The organism is Prauserella marina, assembly GCF_002240355.1.
In the GTDB taxonomy this organism is placed as follows: domain Bacteria; phylum Actinomycetota; class Actinomycetes; order Mycobacteriales; family Pseudonocardiaceae; genus Prauserella_A; species Prauserella_A marina.
The window spans coordinates 1-17,075 of the sequence record NZ_CP016353.1 but is presented as its reverse complement, the minus strand read 5'-3'; the positions used below and the strand labels follow the sequence as shown (position 1 = coordinate 17,075).

Genomic DNA, 17,075 nt, shown 5'->3' with positions numbered 1-17,075 from the left:
CGAGTTGCGACACCGTGCGCGGGTAGCAACGACCCGAGTCAAAGAGAAGGTCAGCTGACCCAATTAGATCGTGTGGAGCTGAGGGGAATCGAACCCCTGACCTCCGCCTTGCAAAAGCGGCGCTCTACCAATTGAGCTACAGCCCCGAACCGCGGGCGGAAGTCACCGCCCGCGGCGGAGTTTCAGTTCTTGCTCGCGGAGTCCGAGCTGGCGGCTGCCGGAGCGCTGCCATTCGAGGACGCACCACCCAGAGGCCGCTCGGCGGGAGCGGTGGCCTCACGCCACAGATCCGCCTCAGCCTTTGCGTCCTTGTTCCGCTTGATCACGAAGAAAACGCCACCCGCGACCACGGCGAGTGCCAAAAGCTTCTTCACGGTGTGAGCCTCCTCGACAACCTGCTGATCCTGCATCACGAATGCTACTGCACTCGACCCAGTGCCCATCCACGCGGTCGAGTCACGGTTCCACGTGGAACCGTGGATCAAGAACCGCTGGGCCAAGAGAAAGCTTGGGCCGCGATGTCGAACGGCAGCACCATGGGATAGCTGCCCTCACGAACAAATCGCGGCCGACTCCGCCACCGCGCGACGCGTGTCCTCCTGGACCAGGTCGCCGTTGATCGCGGCGGCGGCCATCGTTCCGGCAGCTGCCGAACCGATCACCTGAGCCTGTACCGCGGTGACGTTGCCCGCCGCCCACACCCCGGGCACCGCCGTCGCACCGGCGGCGTCCGCCTCGACGCAACTGCCGATCAGATGCCCCTGGAGGTACTGGTCGGTCGCCTCGACACCGAGTCCCGCGAACGCACTGACGTTGGCCGACATCCTTGGCGACACCACGAGCGCCGCGAGTGGAACCACCGCACCGGTGTCGAGGCGCACCCCGCTCAGCCCTTCGGAACGCACCTCGACGCCGGTCACCTCCCCCGCGATCACGGCAATCCCCCGCGCGGCGAGTTGCCCGGCCTGCTCATCGGACAGTTCCGGCCCGGTGTGCCCCAGCAGGGTGACGTCGCCGGTCAACTGCCGGAACAACAACGCCTGGTGGACCCCGAACGGTCCGGTTGAAAGCACTCCGATGGCCTGGTCACGCACTTCCCACCCGTGGCAGTACGGGCAATGCAGCACGTCGGTGCCCCAGCGCTCCGCGAGGCCGGGAACGTCGGGCAACTCGTCGGTCAGCCCCGTGGCGAGGAGCAACCGCCTCGCCCACACGGACCGGCCGTCATCCAGCAACACGTCGAAGTCGTCGTCAGCTCGGCGTTCGGCCGCGACGACCCTGCCCGTGACGACCTCGCCGCCGTAGCCCGCGACCTCAGCACGCCCGTCGGCCAGCAGCTCGTTGGGAGGTATGCCTTCCCTCCCGAGATAGTTGTGCACGTGCCCCGCAGGCGCGTTCCGTGGTTCTCCGGCATCGACCACGAGCACGGAGCGCCGCGCCCGCGTCAACGTCAATGCCGCTCCAAGGCCCGCGGCCCCACCGCCGACGACCACGACGTCATACCTGTGCCTCATGTATCCCTCCAGGTCCGAGGTCGCACGTATCGGCGACCCGGACCCGACTATCCACAGTTGGGGATACAACGACAAAGAACTTTGCGAAAACAGCAAATCGAGTGGTCAGGCGTTCAGCTGGGTAAACCTGATCCGGTTGCCGAACGGGTCCCTGAGCCCGCAGTCGATGCCGTAGGGGCGCTCGGTCGGTTCGTCCGTGAATTCGACACCCTGCTTCAGCAGGGTCTCGTAGGTCTTGCGGCAGTCGTCCGTGGTGAGGATGAACCAGCCCCCCATCGCCCCCTTGGTCACCAGCTCGCGGATCTGCTGGACCGTTTCCGCCGACGTCCCGGGAGTTCCCGGCTTCTCCAGCAGAATCTGCTGGTCAGGACGGCCGGGGACGTTGACACTCAACCAGCGCATGTCCCCGAGGTCGACATCCGTGTTGATCTCGAAACCGAGCTTCCCTACGTAGAAGTCGAGTGCTTCGTCCTGGTCAAGGACGTAAATCTGCGTGTGTGTGATCGCGTTGAACATGAGAAAAACGCTACGTCCTGAGGCGGCGGAAAACTTATCCAAAACTGCTCAGTGCGCCCCACGACCGACGGTTCAGGAGCTCGGCCTCGTCCACGCCATCGTGAAACACGTCGGAACCTTCGTCACCACGGCCTCTTTGCGGTACTGCCTCGGCGACTTGCCGACGATCTCGCTGAAAGTACGGCTGAAGGTCCCCGGGCTTCCGAAACCGACTTCGAAGCAGATGTCGGTGATGCTGCGATCGGACTCCCTCAGCAGGGCCATCGCACGCTCGACCCGGCGCCGCTGCAAGTAGCGGTGTGGAGTCTCGCCGAACGTCGCCCGGAACGTGCGCGTGAAATGCGCTGCGGATACGTGTGCGATCTTGGCCAGCGCGGCAACGTCGAGCGGCTGCGCGTACGCGCGATCCATCGCATCTCTCGCCCTGAGCATGCGACGGTTGGTCTCTTCGACGGCCCGGCTCACGGTCCCATCACACCACCTCTGGCGCGATGGCGGTGTACATCTCGCCGAGTCGCCGCAGCATCGGATGTCCGGTCGGCAAACAATGCGCGTCAACAGCAGCGATGGCGCGAATTCCGCTCGCCGCGTTGGTCGCGAAGACAGCATCCATCGAGGGGACATCGGCCAGCGTCACCGGCTTCCAGGTCGCCAGGTCGCCAAGCACGCCGTCCAGCAGCGCCATCGTGACGCCGGGAAGCCACTCCGAACGCGGCCAGAAGACGCCACCGTCCCTGACGAACCCGATGTTCGATGTCGAGAGCTCGGAAACGATGCCATCGGCGTTCACGAAGAGCACGTCGTCGTAGCCTTCACGCTGCGCGGCCCTGCGCCGATGTAGTGCTCCGAACAACCCGACGTGCTTCACCTCGGGCAGCTCGCGCCCGTACACGGTGGACCGCAGCCGCCACGGCGAAGGCGGCGCGAGCGGGCCGGTCCGGGTGGTCACGAGGACATGCGGATCGGCGTCCGCCCCGATGGAGCCAAGATCGAGCGCGGGGTCGTAGACGGTCACTCTGACGATCACCGAACCGGAGCGCCCACCGAGCGCCCGCCGGATGTGGTGACGTACCCGCTCGGTGTCGAGATCCACGCCGAACACCTCGCGACAGTCTCGCGCCAACCTCTGCAGGTGAAGGTGCAGGCCACGCGCACGCCCCTCGTCAACGAGCATCGAGGTGAAGTGGCCGTAGTTGGCGAGCGCGAGCACGCTCAACTGCTCCACCGTCGCGGGGGCGCCATTCAGCTCCATCCAGCCAGAATTCCATCCCGTCGCGGGCGCTGGTCAGCTCACCGCCTTCCTGACGAGTGCGGCGATTTCCTTCTCGGCCTTCGCGGTCAACTCGCTGACCGCGAACGATGTCGGCCAGAATCCGCCTTCGTCGAGGTTGGCCTCCGGATTGAACCCGAAGGTCGAGTAGCGCTCCTTGTCATCCTGGCCGCTGCGGAAGAAGCACACGACCTTGCCTTTTCTCGCATACGCGGGCTGGCCATACCACAGCTTTGGCGCCAATTCGGAGGTGTTGCCCGTGACGATGGCATGAATGCGTCCGGCGATGGTGCGGTCGGGCTCGGCCATCTGCTCGATCTTCGCCAGCACGGCGGCTTCGTCGGCGGCTGCCTTGTTGCCTCGACCTCGACTCGACTCCTTCTTCACCTCGGCGGCACGTACCTTCATGGCCGCACGCTCCCGCTCGGAAAAGCCGCTTTCGTTCTTGGACGCACCCACCGCTGTCGCTCCTGTCGTAGGTCGGTTTGCGATGTTTGCGACGTTAGTCGCCACAAAGGCAACGGGCTTCTCGAATCCTGATCGATCTGGGCTAGTCCGCCAAGTCGGCCTGCTCTGTCAAGTAGAGTCCGGGAAATATTTCGACCAGGGGGATACGAACTCATTCACACTGCCTTTCGACCAAGCACTAGAACTCTTCCCAGCCATATTTTTTCGAACCCCGCGCCATACGAGGATGGATACTGATGACCACGTCGCCGGTTCCCGCGTACCAAGCGTTCTACCCGCCGATAGCCGTACTCGGACTGACACTGAGCGGTGTCAGGCTTTACAACAACGTGGACAACGACGAATACACCATCACCTATTATTCGATTTGGGAACTCGTCGGAACCCCTCGCGGCGCCAGCATAGGACTGATAAGTCTGATAATTCTGGGTTCCTTCGTCGCGATATCCGCTTATATGTACCTGCGCCCGCCGACTTCTCCCGTGCTCCCCATCATTGCGTCCACGCTGGCCGCACTCGCGGCACTCATGCTCACTTTCAAAGCAGGCGCCAGCAACCTCGTTCCGGCAACCCTCAGCGACGGCGGAAGGATGATGTTTGTTCTGACCTGGGCATCGTGCGTCTTCACAGCCGTCCACGCCGCCCACATTCTCTTTGCGAAGCGACGCTATTGGCCCGAGGCTCCCGTATCGAACTGATGCGGTCAGCGTGGCCACCGTTTCAATGACTCCGAGATCCGCCACGCTGTTTCGCCGGACCGCGACGTTCGCTGCGCCGCCACGCCCACACCTCCCAGTGGACCACCGCGCAAACCGCGACCACCCCGGTGGTAGCCAGCCACAACCAGTCGTACGACCGCCGAGCACCCTCCGACAGGAGAAATGCCGCCAGCAGTGTCATGAGGCAAGCCTGAAACAGCGGCCAGCCCTCACCCCGTGTCATCCGTGTCTTGGCACGGACACACGATCGCACCGTCCTGGGCCAGGAACCAGCCGCCGAACGTCCTACAGCAATCGCGGAAATTCGTCGGGCACAGACGGTTCGATGGACACAACTTCGGCCACAAGGACACCGAAGCGGCGTAGGCTCCCAGAATGTCACTCAGCCCCCGTTTCCCCTGGTGGGGAGACGGGGGCTGATCTGCTGTGGGCCCAGGAGGACTTGAACCTCCGACCTCTTCGTTATCAGCGAAGCGCTCTAACCGCCTGAGCTATGGGCCCGGAACGCAGTGAACTTTACAGGACGGCTGGTCGCCTTCCCGCACCGGGTCACTCGCGCTCCGAGAGGGTCACCTCCAGGCCACCGGCCAGGTCAGCCGACACGTTGTAGATGAAGGCGCTCACCGTGGCGAGTGCCGAGATGAGCACGATGTTGATCGCGCCGACGATCGCGGCGACGCCGAAGACCCGTCCCGCACTGATGAGTGGTTCGCCTGCCGCATCGGCACTGTCACCCTGGACGAGCGACGTGTAGGTGCCGTTGACCTTGTCCCACACGCCCATGCCGTCGAGCACCGTGTAGAGCACGCCGACCGCGACGAGCCAGACGAGGAACAACGCGACACCGAGCACCAGGGACAGTTTCAGCACCGACCACGGGTCGAAGCGCTTGATTTGCAGGCTCGCCCTTCGCGGCCCCCTACCGGGGCGGCGAAGGGCGCTGGTGGGCGCGGACCTCGGCCTTCCCCCGGAGGCACCACCCTGTTGCGGCCCCTCCTGTCCCATCCGCTGCGTGGTCTCGGTGGCGTTGCCACCGAACAAGCGGTTGGCCGCGCTGCCGGAGACGATCTGGGTGTCGGCGTTGCTCCCGTTGGGATACGGGCCCTGGTAATGGGGCTCCTCCTGCGGCACCTGGCCGCCGGACCACCGGTCGCCGAATCCTTCACCCTCCTGAGCGGACGCACCGCCGACGTTGTCCTTGGCCACTCGCTGCCAGGGCGGAGCGACATCGCCGGTCGAGTCGGCCGGTCCATCGACCGCACCGCCGCCGGTGCCCCGCCGTTCGGAGTTGTCAGGTGGTGTCACAAGCGGTCAGTCCTTAGTCAGATCCCGCGCCGTCGACGCTAACAGTGCCTTGCGTTGTGTCGTCGCCTTCGGCTTCCCCGTTAGCTTCTTCTTCTCCGTTGGGGACGTCCGATGGCTTGTCCGCGTTGCGTGCCACCGCCAGCAAGGTGTTGCCCTCGTCGAGATTGATCAACCGAACACCCTTCGTTTGCCGGCCCGCCTTGCGCACCTGCCCCGCCGGCGTCCGGATGACGCCGCCCGCCGCGGTGATGGCGTACAGCTCGTCGTCCGCGTCGACGATGAGCGCACCTACCAGCCTGCCACGTTTACGGTCGTGCTGAATGGTCAGCACTCCCTTACCGCCACGGCCTTGCACCGGGTAATCCTCGATCGGTGTCCGTTTGGCATACCCGCCGTCGGTGGCGACAAGCAGGAACGTGTCTTCCTTCACCACGCTGATGCCCAGCAGTTCGTCACCTTCGTTGAACCGCATCCCGAGAACACCGGACGTCGCCCTTCCCATTGGCCGCAACGCCTCGTCCGTGGCGTGGAAGCGGATCGACTGGCCGTCGGAGGAAACCAGCAGGAGGTCGTCGTCCGCCGAGGCCAGCACCGCACCGACCAATTCGTCGCCTTCCCGCAAATTGATGCCGATCAGACCACCCGCGCGCGGCGAATCGAAATCGCTCAGCTTGGACTTCTTGACGAGCCCCTTTTGTGTCGCCAGCACCAGGTAGGGAGCGACCTCGTAGTTCGGGATCTGAATGACACCGGCGATGGCCTCGTCGGGCTGGAAAGCGAGCAGGTTGGCCACGTGCTGACCACGGGCGTTCCTGCTGGCTTCCGGCAGATCGTACGCCTTCGCGCGATACACCCTGCCCTTGTTGGTGAAGAACAGGATCCAGTCGTGCGTCGAGCACACGAAGAAGTGCTGGACGATGTCGTCCTGCTTGAGAGTCGCGCCCTGAACACCCTTGCCGCCGCGTTTCTGTGAGCGGTAAAGGTCGGTCTTCGTGCGCTTGGCGTAACCCGTGCGGGTAATGGTGACAACCACGTCTTCGACGGCGATGAGGTCCTCGACCGAAACCTCGCCGTCGAACGGAATGATCTGGGTCCGCCGCTCGTCGCCGTGCTTCTCGACGATTTCGAGCAGTTCCTCACGAACGATGGAACGCTGCCGCTCCGGACGGTCCAAAATGTCCTGGAAGTCGGCGATCTTGGCTTCGATCTCGGCCAGTTCCTCGACGAGCTTCTGCCGTTCCAGCGCCGCCAGCCTGCGAAGCTGCATGTCGAGGATCGCGGTGGCTTGCAGCTCGTCGATGTCCAGCAATTCGATGAGTCCGGTGCGCGCCACGTCCACGGTCGGCGACCGGCGAATCAGCGCGATGACCTCGTCGATGTGGTCGAGTGCCTTGACCAGACCACGCAGGATGTGGGCGCGTTCCTCGGCCTTGCGCAGACGGTACCGGGTCCGCCTGACGATGACCTCGATCTGGTGCTTGACGTAGTGCCGCACGATCTGGTCGAGCCGCAGTGTGCGCGGAACACCGTCGACGAGCGCCAGCATGTTGACGCCGAAGTTGTACTGGAGCTGGGTGTGCTTGTAGAGGTTGTTCAGCACGACCTTGGCGACCGCATCACGCTTGAGCGTGATCACGATGCGCATACCGCTGCGGCTGTTGGTCTCGTCGGCGATGTCGGCGAGACCGGTGAGCTTGCCGTCGCGAACGAGCGCCGCGATGTTCTCAACGAGGTTGTCGGGGTTCACCTGGTACGGCAGCTCGGTGACGACGAGCGTCGTACGCCCCTTCGCGTCTTCCTCGACCTCGACGACAGCCCGCATTCGGACCGAACCACGGCCGGTGCGGTACGCGTCCGAAATGCCTTGCGTACCGAGAATGAGGCCCTTGGTGGGAAAGTCGGGTCCCTTGATCCGCTGCATGAGCGCGGCGAGTGTTTCGTCGTCGTCGGCCTCAGGGTTGTCCAGTGCCCACACGACACCGTCGGCCACCTCCCGCAGGTTGTGCGGCGGGATGTTGGTCGCCATACCGACGGCGATGCCCGAACCACCGTTGACGAGGAGGTTCGGAATCCGGCTCGGCAGGACATCGGGTTCCTGGGTACGACCGTCGTAGTTGTCGGAGAAGTCGACGGTCTCCTCTTCGATGTCCTTCAGCATCTCCATGGCGAGCGGCGCGAGCCGCGACTCCGTGTACCGCATGGCGGCGGCGGGGTCGTTGCCAGGAGATCCGAAGTTGCCCTGACCATCGATGAGCGGGTACCGCATCGACCAGCGCTGCGCGAGCCGGACGAGCGCGTCGTAGATCGCGGAGTCACCGTGCGGGTGATAGTTACCCATCACGTCACCGACGACGCGCGAACACTTGTTGTAACCGCGCTCCGGCCGGAAACCGGAATCGAACATCGAGTAGAGCACGCGGCGGTGAACCGGCTTGAGGCCATCGCGCACGTCTGGCAGCGCCCTCGACACGATCACGCTCATCGCGTAGTCGATGTAGGAGCGCTGCATTTCCTGCTGGATGTCGACCGGTTCGACCCGGTCGTTCTCCGGCGGCAAGGTTTCCGTCATAGGTCCTTCTTGGTTGGACAGTCCTCAGTGGACGACAGGTACGGGGTCACACGTCCAGGAAACGAACGTCCTTGGCGTTGCGGGTGATGAACGAACGTCGCGCCTCGACGTCCTCGCCCATCAGCACGGAGAACAGCTCGTCAGCGGTCGCCGCGTCGTCGAGCGTCACCTGCAGCAGCAGCCGGTTGGCTGGATCCATGGTGGTCTCCCACAGTTCCTCGGCATTCATTTCACCGAGACCCTTGTACCGCTGGATCGCGTCTTCCTTCGGCAGCTTCCTACCCGCGGCCCTCCCCGCTTCCAGCAGGCCGTCACGTTCCTTGTCCGAGTAGGCGTACTCCGGCTCCGCCCTCGGCCACTTGATCTTGTAGAGCGGTGGTGACGCGAGGTAGACATAGCCCTGCTCGACGAGCGGGCGCATGAAGCGGAACAACAACGTCAGCAGCAGGGTGCGGATGTGCTGTCCGTCGACGTCGGCGTCGGCCATGAGCACGATCTTGTGATAGCGCAGCTTCGAGATGTCGAACTCGTCGTGGATGCCGGTACCGAGCGCGGTGATCAGCGACTGGACCTCGTTGTTCTTGAGCACCCTGTCGATGCGGGCCTTCTCGACGTTGATGATCTTGCCGCGGATGGGCAGGATCGCCTGGTACTTCGAGTCGCGCCCCTCCTTCGCGGAACCACCGGCGGAGTCACCCTCCACGATGTAGAGCTCGCACTCTTCGGGGTTCGTGGAACGGCAGTCCTTCAGCTTGCCGGGAAGGCCACCGATGTCCATCGCGCCCTTGCGGCGAACCAGGTCCCGCGCCTTGCGTGCGGCCATGCGGGCCTGCGCGCTGGATACGGCCTTGTTGATGATGGTCTTGGCTTCCGTCGGGTTGCGCTCGAACCAGTCGGCAAGCCACTCGTTGCAGGTGGTCTGGACGAAGGTCTTGGCCTCGCTGTTGCCGAGCTTCGTCTTCGTCTGCCCCTCGAACTGGGGTTCGGCGAGTTTGATCGAGACGATCGCGGCGAGGCCCTCGCGTACGTCGTCGCCGGTGAGGTTGGCGTCCTTCTCCTTGAGCAGCTTCTTGTCACGCGCATAGCTGTTGACGACACGAGTCAGCGCAGCACGGAAGCCTTCCTCGTGAGTACCGCCTTCATGCGTGTTGATCGTGTTGGCGAACGTGTACACCGATGGCGTGAAGCCGTTGTTCCACTGCATCGCGACCTCGACCTCAAGGCCGTCGTCCTTCGACTCGAACGCGACGACGGAAGGGTGGATCGGGTCCTTGCTGCCGTTGATGTGCCTGACGAAGTCTTCGAGCCCGCCGGGGTAGTGGTAGGTGCGCTCCTTGATCTGGGCGCGCTCCCCCGTGGCGTCCTCTCCGTTCTCCTCGGAGATCCGCTCGTCACGCAGCACGATGGTGAGGCCCTTGTTCAGGAAGGCCATTTCCTGAAGCCGCCGTGCCACGGTCTCGGCGCTGTAGTACGTGGTTTCGAAGATCTCGGGGTCGGCCCAGAAGGTGACCGTGGTGCCGGTGACGTCGGTGGGGCCCTTCTCCACGAGTTCACCCGGCACGGACTTGTCGTAGTGCTGCGCCCAGATCTTGCCCCTGGTGTGGACTTCCACGTCGAGCGCGGTCGAAAGGGCGTTGACCACGGAAACGCCGACGCCGTGCAGACCGCCGGAGACGGCGTAGGACTCGCTGTCGAACTTGCCGCCCGCGTGGAGTTGGGTGAGCACGATCTCCAGCGTCGGCTGCTGGTAGACGGGGTGCATGTCGACGGGGATGCCTCGGCCGTCGTCCACGACCCGCACGCCGCCGTCGGCGAGGATGGTGACCTCGACCTTCGTCGCGTACCCCGCCATGGCCTCGTCGACCGAGTTGTCGACGACCTCCCAGATGAGATGGTGCAAACCACGTTCACCGGTGGAGCCGATATACATGCCAGGGCGTTTGCGTACTGCTTCAAGACCCTCAAGGACGGTAATAGAGGACGCGCTGTATTCGCTCTTGTTGTCTGCCACCGGCCTGTTTTCTCCTCGTCTCGCCCATCAGGACACACGCGAGGCGTGCCTCCGTCGGGCACACCAGTTGATACTCGTCCGGCACCAATCCGGCTTACCCCTATAAGTTTACTTGGCCAGTCGTGCTCACATGCACCAAGGACACCCCTGATTTCGTCACAGGGGGGCGAACTCAAATCAGGATGAGTCCGGCAGTGGCCAATGGGCGTCTCGCGCCGTCTCGGCTTGCCCAGGCTGTCCCACTCTGGCGGGTGACCGGTCCCCTCGGCTAGCCGTATGTATCGCGAGGCCCTCGACCTGGAACATGGCGTGGCCCCTTTCGCCAACTCGGCGCTGTCGGACCCTGGATCCGCATGCGCTTCACGACGCCGTGACCGACGCCCTTGGCGATCTTCGCCAGCAACTGCCGTTGCAGCAACCGCAGCTGGGTAGCCCAGGCGGTCGAGCTTGCCCGTACGGTGAGCTCGCCGTCCTTCAGCGCCACCGGCTGCGCGTGCTCGGCTACCTCTTCCCCGACGAGCCGAACCCACTGTCCGAACACCTGCCCGTTGGCGAGCTGTTCTCCCCAACCCATTTGAGTCGCCATCCGCGATGCAAGCCTGCCCAGCGGCTGCGGGTCCCTCTCGTCGACTCCGGGCCCCGACCAGCGACGTCGACGCGGGTTTTGCCGGGAACCGCCCTTGCCCGCTCGACCGGGCTTGCGGTAACCGGGCTCTGTCCCCCTCGCCGCCGCGCGTTGCCGCGCCGCGTCCAGCGCGGCCCGAGCGAGGTCACGGCCCTGTGGATGGTCTGCTGACCCCGGCTCATTTGGCCCAGCCACGATGTTACGCTCGGTGTCACGTTTGGGGGACTCACTTACGAAACCGCCCACCCGAGGGGTATTGACCGCCTCATTTGGGCCTTCAGTCACGCGCGGCGATAACAGATTTGCCGTGTTATCCACACTATCCACAGACTTATCCCCAGATAGGTGGGCAAATGCTGTGGCCCCCCTCACGCCGGGTTGCCGTTCTTTGTGCGCACCCGTCTGATCAGGCACGTTGCACCTCACCCTCCGAAACCGTGTAGCGGACTCCGGTCAGCTCCGCGGGGACGTCCTCATCCACAGCCGCGGTGACCAGCACCTGCTCGGCACTCACTGCTACCTCGGCGAGCTTGGCTCTTCTCTTGCGATCCAGTTCGGCGAAAACGTCGTCGAGCAGCAACACCGGTTCACCCCCTGCCTCGGCACGAAGCAACTCGTAGGAACCGAGCCGCAGCGCGAGCGCGTACGACCATGACTCCCCGTGGCTGGCGTACCCCTTCGCCGGAGCGTCGCCGAGCATGAGCTCAAGCTCGTCCCGGTGTGGTCCGACCAGGCTTACCCCACGCTCCAGTTCCGCGGCGCGCGACGCGCCGAGCGCCTCGACGAGGATCCCGGCCAGCGTCTCCTCTTCAGCTCGCTGACCACCGGGAACACCGTAATCCGCCGGTAGCGCCTCACCCAGGCTGGAGCGATAGCTGATCTGGACCGGCCGCGAATCGGGAGCCACTCCCGCATAGGCTGCCGCCGTGTGTGGTGCGAGGTCGGCCACCAGATTCAACCTGGCCGCGAGCAGCTGTGCCCCCGCCGTCGCGAGGTGGTTGTCCCACACCTCAAGGGTCGACAGCGCGTAAGGATCGTCGCCCTTGCGCTTGCCTGCTGTTTTCAACAGCGCGTTGCGCTGCCGCAAGACCTTCTCGTAGTCACTGCGCACCCCCGCGTACCGGGGAGCGCGCAACACGAGCAACTCGTCGAGAAACCGGCGCCGTTCTCCTGGGTCGCCGCGTACGAGGGCAAGGTCCTCCGGCGCGAACAACACGGTCCGCAGGATCCCGAGTACATCGCGTGGCCTGCCGACCGCGCCCCTGTTGACCCTGGCTCTGTTGGCCCTGCCCGGCGCGATCTCCAGCTCGACCGTGAGTTCTCTGCCCTCGTTGACCACAGCGACGCGCACGAGCGCCCGCTCACTGCCCTGCCTGATGAGAGGTGCATCGTTGGCGACCCGGTGTGAACCCAGCGTGGCCACGTAACCGATCGCCTCGATCAGGTTTGTCTTCCCCCTGCCGTTCTGCCCGACAAGGACGGTCGCGCCGGGTTCGAGCGGAAGGTCGACGTGTTCCCACGATCGGAAGTCGGTCACCTGGAGGTGACGGAGGTACACGAGTAGCCGTACCTATTCGACGATCTTCTTGACCGAGTGCCCGCCGAACTGGTTGCGCAACGCCGCCACCGCGCGCATCGCGGCCGAATCCTCCTGCCGGGATGCGAATCGCGCGAACAACGCCGCCGAGATGACGGGCGCGGGAACCGCGTTGTTGATGGCTTCTTCCAGCGTCCACCGGCCTTCACCGGAATCCTCGACGTATCCTTCGAGGTCGTCCAGTTCCGGATCCTCGTCGAGAGCGCGGACCAACAGGTCGAGCAACCACGACCGGACGACGGTTCCCCGCTGCCATGCTTTGATCACCGCGGGCACGTTTTCGATGACGTCGGAGGCTTCGAGCAGTTCGAAGCCCTCCGCGTAAGCCTGCATCAGGCCGTACTCGATGCCGTTGTGCACCATCTTCGCGTAGTGCCCCGCGCCGACTGGGCCCGCGTGCGCGAAGCCTTCCTCGCGAGGTCCCTCCGGACGCAACGAATCGAAGATCGGCATCGCCCGCTCGATGTCCTCGGCGGAGCCTCCCGCCATCAGGCCGTAGCCGTTTTCCTTGCCCCAGACCCCGCCGGACACTCCGACGTCGAGGTAGCCGATCCCCTTCTCACCAAGCAATCCGGCGTTGACCTTGTCCTCGGTGTAGCGCGAGTTCCCGCCGTCGATCAGGAGATCGCCCTCGCTGAGCAGGTCCCGCAGTTCGAGCACCGTCTGACTCGTCGCGTCGCCGGCGGGCACCATCACCCACACCATCCGGGGAGCGTCGAGCGCGGCGACGAGATCGGCGAGCGAGGCGGTGTCACTCACGTCGGCGGCGCGGTCGTATCCGACGACCTCGTGGCCTGCCGCGCGCAGGCGTTCCCGCATGTTGAAGCCCATTTTGCCAAGGCCGACGAGTCCGAGCTGAACCATGGAGTTGTCCCTTCGGGGTCGTGCTTGCGTGCGGTGCTCAGCCGGGAAGGCGGACCGGCATCAGCAGATAGAGGTAACCGGGCACCACGTCGCCATTGTCGTCGGCCGGCTTGATCAACGCCGGACGGTTGGGGGTCGTGAAAGTCAATTCGGCCCGATCGGTGTGCAACGCGCCGAGGCCGTCGACGAGGTAACCGGGGTTGAACGCGATCGTGACGGGCTCGCCCTCGTAGTCGACGGGCAGTTCTTCCTCGGCGCTCCCCTCGTCGTCGCCACCTGCCGAGAGCCGCAACGTTCCCTCGGTGAATTCGAGTCGCACCTGGGTTCCGCGCTCCGCGACGAGCGACACGCGCTTGATCGCTTCGGCGAGCGTCGAAACGCCGAGTACCGCGCGGGAAGTGTGCTGGGAAGGAAGCAACTGCCGGTAAGGGGGGAACTCCGCGTCGAGAAGGCGGGTTGTCGTGTAACGACCGGATCCGGTGAGCCCGAGCAGCCCGTCTCCGCTCGCGAGTCCGATCTGCACGGTCGCGCCAGAGGCGCCGAGCGCCTTCGCGGCATCGGCGAGCGTACGAGCGGGAACGAGAACCGACGCGTCCGTGAGCCCTTCGGCCGGCTGCCATTCGAACTCCCGCATCGCGAGCCGGAAGCGGTCCGTCGCGACGAGGGTCAGCGTGTTGCCGGTGATTTCGAGGCGCATGCCGGTGAGCATCGGCAGGGTGTCGTCCTTGCCAGCCGCCACCGCGACCTGCGAGACGGCTTGGGCGAAGGCTTCGCCTGCCACCTCACCGGCAAGATCCGGTTGGGCCGGGAGCTGAGGGTAGTCCTCGACCGGCATCGTCGGCAGGCTGAATCGCGCGTTGCCACACGTGATGGTGGCGCGTGCGCCGTCGACGGCGATCTCGACCGGTTGAGCGGGAAGGGCTTTCGTGATGTCGGCAAGCAATCGGCCGGACACGAGCGTGCGTCCGCCGTCGGCGATCGTCGCGGGAACGCCGACGGTCGCGGAGACCTCGTAGTCGAATCCGGAGACCGTCAGCGCATCCGATCCGCCGTCGGCACCCGCGTCGAGCAACACGCCACCCAGCACCGGAACCGGCGGCCTGGACGGCAGGCTGCGGGCCACCCAGGCGACAGCGTCAGCAAGCCCATCACGCTCGACGCGGATTTTCATGCGCGCATCCTTTCGACAGCCGAGCCCTTTTCAGCTCGAAAGATCGACAAACAACTCCCGCTGCCGTCGCCGACAAACGCGAAGACGGGAGTGGAGTAATGGCTGTGTGGGTTCGCTCAGTTGCGGTGCGTCGCAGCCGACGGCACCGGCCGAACGGACCGGGGTGTGGGTTTCCACGTTAGAGCGTCTTGGTGCCTGCCGTCATCTCGGCCCGACCAAGCCAACGGCGAGATGTCCCCAGCTTCGCGGATCGCTTGTTTTTGTTTTGTTTTTCTTCAGAGAGATCTTTGTTCAGTCGTAGTAGTAGGGGCTGTGGGTTGTGTGGATAGCGCTTGTCTTCGCAGGTCTGTGTACTCGCGTAGGTGTGGATATCCCTGGTGGTGGATCGGTGGACTGATCCGGCGGCCGGTGGACGGATTTTGGTTGTCCGCAAGCGATCCACAGTTGTCCCCAGGTTTCCACAGGTTTGTCCCCAGGTGTGGGTCGAGCTGTACCCAGGCTGCCCACTGAAGAAAAGTGACCCGGATCGCTCCGCCGGGTGACAAAAGCTTTGGCATACAAGCACTTTCGTCGCTCAGATCCGGTGCCGCCGGGTGCTCACGCGACCGTCGAGCGACGAAATGGCGCGCGGGAAAGCGAGCTGTGGGGCGCTGTCGCGGGCCGCTTCCACACGTAGGGAAGGAAGGAGCGCGCGACAGCGCGGCGCGGCCTGAACCGGCGAATGGAGAGTAAGGAAAGAGGAGTTGTCGCGCGCCTACTGGCGGGCGCGCTGCTTGATCCTGGAGGTGAGCTCCTGGACCTGGTCGTAGATGCGCCTTCGCTCCGCCATCTCCTTGCGGATCTTCTTGTCCGCGTGCATGACGGTGGTGTGGTCCCTGCCACCGAAGGTCTGCCCGATGCGGGGCAACGACATGTCGGTGAGCTCCCTGCACAGGTACATGGCGATCTGCCGTGCGGTCGCGAGCGCCTTCGTCTTGCCAGGCCCGCACAGATCCTCAAGCGTGACGTCGAAGAACTCGGCGGTCACTCCCATGATCGTGGGAGCACTGATTTCAGGTGCCTGTGAATCGGGAATGAGGTCGCGCAACACGATCTCCGCGAGCCCGACGTCGACGGGCTGTTGATTGAGCGACGCGAACGCGGTGACGCGAATGAGCGCCCCCTCCAGCTCCCTGATGTTCGCCTCGATGCGGGCGGCGATGAACTCAAGAACGTCGCCCGGTACCGCGAGCCGGTCCTGCGCGGCCTTCTTGCGGAGGATCGCGATGCGGGTCTCAAGCTCGGGAGGCTGGATGTCGGTGATCAGCCCCCACTCGAACCTGGTCCTGAGTCGGTCTTCGAGCGTTTCGAGGCGCTTGGGCGGCCGGTCGGAGGAGACGACGATCTGTTTGTTCGCGTTGTGCAGCGTATTGAAGGTATGGAAGAACTCCTCCTGGGTTCCTTCCTTGCCTTCGAGGAACTGGATGTCGTCGACGAGAAGGATGTCGATATCTCGATACCGCCGCTGGAACGCGACCTTGCGGTCGTCTCGCAGCGAGTTGATGAAGTCGTTGGTGAACTCTTCAGTGGAGACGTAGCGCACGCGCATGCCGGGGAACAGGCGCTGCGCGTAGTGCCCGACCGCGTGCAGCAGGTGGGTCTTGCCCAGCCCGGATTCTCCCCAGATGAACAACGGGTTGTATGCCCTGGACGGCGCCTCGGCCACCGCGACCGCGGCGGCGTGGGCGAACCGGTTGGAAGCGCCGATGACGAACGTGTCGAAGGTGTACTTCTCGTTGAGCCGGGTCTTCGATGTCTGCGGCTGGGCGGGAGCCGTGTAGGGCTGGCCTGCCACCGGCCGACCAGAGAAGGTCGGCCAGATCTCGTGAACGGCGGCGAGCGCCTCGCCTTCCTCGTCCACCTCTTCTTCGCCGTCGTCTCCGTGTTCGAGGGTGCTCTTCGGCATCGGAGGGGGCATTGGCGGCGGCATCGGCCTCGGGTCCTGCGGCTCGGCACGCTGATGCCGCACGGCGGGGACGGTGATCGTCTCGTCGGCGGGAGGCAGCGGTGGTTTCTCCGGCCGCTGTCCGTTGCCGTTGTCCGTCCTGGCGGGTGACGCCGCGTATCGACTGGGTGCACTCGGGGCAGGCGCGCTGTCGGCGGTGTCGACCTTGACGGCGAGCGAGACGTCCCTGCCGAGGCGGCGGGACAGTGCTTTGGTGATCGGCTCGCGCAGCGCGCGCTCGATGGCTTCCTTCGCGAAGTCACTCGGCGCGGCAAGCAGCGCGGTGCCGTCGAGTAGCCCGATGGGGCGGGTAACCCGCATCCATGCTCGTTGCTGGGGCGAAAGCGTGCCGTCCGCGAGTTCCCTGACAACCTGTTCCCACACGACCGCCAGGTTCAACTGATGCTCAGACACGCTGCTCCGCTCCCCTCCCCTCGACCTCAGCCGGTTTGACAGCCACAT

The 17,075-nt window shown here is 64.8% G+C and carries 14 protein-coding genes, 2 tRNA genes and 1 pseudogene; 1 reads left to right on the top strand and 16 read right to left on the bottom strand.

What is annotated here, in order from left to right:
• Window positions 1-73 precede the first annotated feature (73 nt).
• From BAY61_RS00085 to BAY61_RS00055, 7 genes are all read right to left on the bottom strand, one after another.
• Window positions 74-146: transfer RNA gene (locus BAY61_RS00085), tRNA-Ala, on the bottom strand.
• Window positions 147-182: 36 nt separating this feature from the next.
• Entirely contained in the window at window positions 183-374 is a 192-nt protein-coding gene (locus BAY61_RS00080) for a DLW-39 family protein (protein ID WP_091806646.1), read from the bottom strand.
• 177 nt (window positions 375-551) lie between these two features.
• Window positions 552-1,514 (bottom strand): NAD(P)/FAD-dependent oxidoreductase, encoded by a 963-nt coding sequence (locus BAY61_RS00075; RefSeq protein WP_091806398.1) that lies wholly within the window; start codon window positions 1,512-1,514, stop codon window positions 552-554.
• 105 nt (window positions 1,515-1,619) lie between these two features.
• Window positions 1,620-2,030 (bottom strand): VOC family protein, encoded by a 411-nt coding sequence (locus tag BAY61_RS00070; RefSeq protein WP_091806396.1) that lies wholly within the window; start codon window positions 2,028-2,030, stop codon window positions 1,620-1,622.
• Window positions 2,031-2,102: 72 nt separating this feature from the next.
• Window positions 2,103-2,462 (bottom strand): helix-turn-helix domain-containing protein, encoded by a 360-nt coding sequence (locus tag BAY61_RS00065; protein WP_091806393.1) that lies wholly within the window; start codon window positions 2,460-2,462, stop codon window positions 2,103-2,105.
• A 40-nt stretch (window positions 2,463-2,502) separates the two neighbouring features.
• Window positions 2,503-3,282, bottom strand: coding sequence for an aminotransferase class IV family protein (locus BAY61_RS00060; protein WP_091806390.1), 780 nt, complete (start codon window positions 3,280-3,282; stop codon window positions 2,503-2,505).
• A gap of 33 nt (window positions 3,283-3,315) precedes the next feature.
• Window positions 3,316-3,708 (bottom strand): hypothetical protein, encoded by a 393-nt coding sequence (locus tag BAY61_RS00055; RefSeq protein WP_091806643.1) that lies wholly within the window; start codon window positions 3,706-3,708, stop codon window positions 3,316-3,318.
• 296 nt (window positions 3,709-4,004) lie between these two features.
• Here BAY61_RS00055 and BAY61_RS00050 point away from each other — a divergent pair, with 296 nt between their 5' ends.
• Window positions 4,005-4,466 carry a hypothetical protein gene (locus BAY61_RS00050; protein ID WP_091806387.1) on the top strand — a complete coding sequence of 154 codons (462 nt, stop codon included), beginning with the start codon at window positions 4,005-4,007 and terminating at the stop codon, window positions 4,464-4,466.
• 448 nt (window positions 4,467-4,914) lie between these two features.
• On the opposite strand, the gene BAY61_RS00045 is transcribed toward BAY61_RS00050, so the two are convergent.
• The 9 genes and pseudogenes from BAY61_RS00045 to dnaA form a co-directional block, all read right to left on the bottom strand.
• Window positions 4,915-4,988, bottom strand: a tRNA-Ile gene (locus BAY61_RS00045).
• A 48-nt stretch (window positions 4,989-5,036) separates the two neighbouring features.
• Window positions 5,037-5,792 carry a DUF3566 domain-containing protein gene (locus BAY61_RS00040; RefSeq protein ID WP_091806384.1) on the bottom strand — a complete coding sequence of 252 codons (756 nt, stop codon included), beginning with the start codon at window positions 5,790-5,792 and terminating at the stop codon, window positions 5,037-5,039.
• Between the two features lie 13 nt (window positions 5,793-5,805).
• Window positions 5,806-8,361: a DNA gyrase subunit A gene (gene gyrA, locus BAY61_RS00035; RefSeq protein WP_091806382.1), complete on the bottom strand. Its 2,556-nt coding sequence runs from the start codon at window positions 8,359-8,361 to the stop codon at window positions 5,806-5,808.
• A gap of 46 nt (window positions 8,362-8,407) precedes the next feature.
• Entirely contained in the window at window positions 8,408-10,372 is a 1,965-nt protein-coding gene (gene gyrB / locus BAY61_RS00030) for a DNA topoisomerase (ATP-hydrolyzing) subunit B (protein WP_091806379.1), read from the bottom strand.
• A gap of 268 nt (window positions 10,373-10,640) precedes the next feature.
• Window positions 10,641-11,195: a DciA family protein gene (locus BAY61_RS00025; RefSeq protein ID WP_176879764.1), complete on the bottom strand. Its 555-nt coding sequence runs from the start codon at window positions 11,193-11,195 to the stop codon at window positions 10,641-10,643.
• A 208-nt stretch (window positions 11,196-11,403) separates the two neighbouring features.
• Complete coding sequence (gene recF / locus BAY61_RS00020; protein WP_091806374.1) at window positions 11,404-12,555, bottom strand: DNA replication/repair protein RecF; 1,152 nt, start codon at window positions 12,553-12,555, stop codon at window positions 11,404-11,406.
• Window positions 12,556-12,567: 12 nt separating this feature from the next.
• Window positions 12,568-13,473: pseudogene (gene gnd / locus BAY61_RS00015) on the bottom strand (phosphogluconate dehydrogenase (NAD(+)-dependent, decarboxylating)); the annotation flags it as partial.
• A 22-nt stretch (window positions 13,474-13,495) separates the two neighbouring features.
• The gene (gene dnaN, locus BAY61_RS00010; RefSeq protein ID WP_091806368.1) at window positions 13,496-14,629 is read right to left on the bottom strand and encodes a DNA polymerase III subunit beta; all 1,134 of its coding nucleotides are present in this window, start codon (window positions 14,627-14,629) and stop codon (window positions 13,496-13,498) included.
• Window positions 14,630-15,383: 754 nt separating this feature from the next.
• The gene (gene dnaA, locus BAY61_RS00005; RefSeq protein WP_091806365.1) at window positions 15,384-17,027 is read right to left on the bottom strand and encodes a chromosomal replication initiator protein DnaA; all 1,644 of its coding nucleotides are present in this window, start codon (window positions 17,025-17,027) and stop codon (window positions 15,384-15,386) included.
• Window positions 17,028-17,075: the final 48 nt, after the last annotated feature.

Bases quoted from the DNA above. Each gene is read 5' to 3' on its own strand.
- BAY61_RS00075 (WP_091806398.1), bottom strand. From the start codon at position 1,514: ATGAGGCACAGGTATGACGTCGTGGTCGTCGGCGGTGGGGCCGCGGGC.
- BAY61_RS00070 (WP_091806396.1), bottom strand. From the start codon at position 2,030: ATGTTCAACGCGATCACACACACGCAGATTTACGTCCTTGACCAGGAC.
- BAY61_RS00065 (WP_091806393.1), bottom strand. From the start codon at position 2,462: ATGCTCAGGGCGAGAGATGCGATGGATCGCGCGTACGCGCAGCCGCTC.
- BAY61_RS00060 (WP_091806390.1), bottom strand. From the start codon at position 3,282: ATGGAGCTGAATGGCGCCCCCGCGACGGTGGAGCAGTTGAGCGTGCTC.
- BAY61_RS00055 (WP_091806643.1), bottom strand. From the start codon at position 3,708: ATGAAGGTACGTGCCGCCGAGGTGAAGAAGGAGTCGAGTCGAGGTCGA.
- BAY61_RS00050 (WP_091806387.1), top strand. From the start codon at position 4,005: ATGACCACGTCGCCGGTTCCCGCGTACCAAGCGTTCTACCCGCCGATA.
- gyrA (WP_091806382.1), bottom strand. From the start codon at position 8,361: ATGACGGAAACCTTGCCGCCGGAGAACGACCGGGTCGAACCGGTCGAC.
- dnaN (WP_091806368.1), bottom strand. From the start codon at position 14,629: ATGAAAATCCGCGTCGAGCGTGATGGGCTTGCTGACGCTGTCGCCTGG.